The sequence below is a fragment of the Candidatus Pelagibacter communis genome, assembly GCF_001179945.1.
Taxonomy (GTDB): domain Bacteria; phylum Pseudomonadota; class Alphaproteobacteria; order Pelagibacterales; family Pelagibacteraceae; genus Pelagilacustribacter; species Pelagilacustribacter ubique_A.
In genome coordinates, this window is sequence record NZ_CVSG01000022.1 from 1 (window position 1) to 881 (window position 881).

General features: G+C 28.7%; 1 protein-coding gene and 1 tRNA gene. One reads left to right on the plus strand and one right to left on the minus strand.

Features of this window, described 5'->3' with window-relative positions; translation table 11 throughout:
• Nucleotides 1-35: 35 nt before the first annotated feature.
• Nucleotides 36-111 (minus strand) — tRNA-Val (locus AMN78_RS00820).
• Nucleotides 112-211: 100 nt separating this feature from the next.
• On the opposite strand from AMN78_RS00820, the gene AMN78_RS00825 reads away from it, so the two are divergent.
• Complete coding sequence (locus tag AMN78_RS00825; protein ID WP_075533736.1) at nucleotides 212-745, plus strand: zinc-ribbon domain-containing protein; 534 nt, start codon at nucleotides 212-214, stop codon at nucleotides 743-745.
• Nucleotides 746-881 lie beyond the last annotated feature (136 nt).

An 881-nucleotide genomic window follows, 5' to 3' on the forward strand; every position in this document is an offset into this window, starting at 1 on the left:
GCTCTAACCAAGCTGAGCTACACCCCCTTATTTAATGGTGGGCGGTAAAGGACTCGAACCTATGACCCCCTCGGTGTAAACGAGATGCTCTACCAACTGAGCTAACCGCCCTAATTAAATAAAATCGAGATATACAATAAAAACTTTATAAAGTAAAAAAGTATTTAATTTCTCGTGTAATTTATATAAATAGCAGTATTATTGGATTTGTATGATTTTAACTTGTAATTCATGCGGTAAAAAATTTGTTGTTCCTGATAACGCAATAACTGCGTCTGGAAGAATGGTTCAATGTGGCTCTTGTGGAAATAAATGGAAACAATTCCCTGTGGGGGAAGTAAAAAAAGCTCAATCAGTCCCTCGTGCAAAAAAAATAGTTTCAAAACCTCAATCAGATAAACAAAAAATACAAAAACAAAAAAAAGTAAAAAGGACTTCTCCAAAAAAACCAAGAGAAATCAGTTTATACTCACCTGAATACTTAGCAAAAAAACACGGAATCACAATTAATGAAAACCACACAGTAAAAAAAATTAGTAGAAAAGAAAAAGATAAAGTCTCTTTTGGATTTTACAACTCACTTATTGTATTTATTTTTTTGGTAATTGCTTTGTCCCGTATTTTATATTTTTCACAAGGATTTATAATTTCAAATTTTCCAGCGTCCGAGTATTATTTAAATTATTTCTTTGAAAGTATCAGAAATATATTTGAAATTTGGAAAAATTTAGTCGCTAATTATTAGACTCTAAATCTTTAATATTAATAAAATTTTCTGAGAGTTTAGAATTATTCTTAACAATGTCTTTATAAAAATTCCAAGCTAAAACAATTAACGTATTTTTTTTATTCTTTATTTGTGATTTATTTTTTATAGGTAT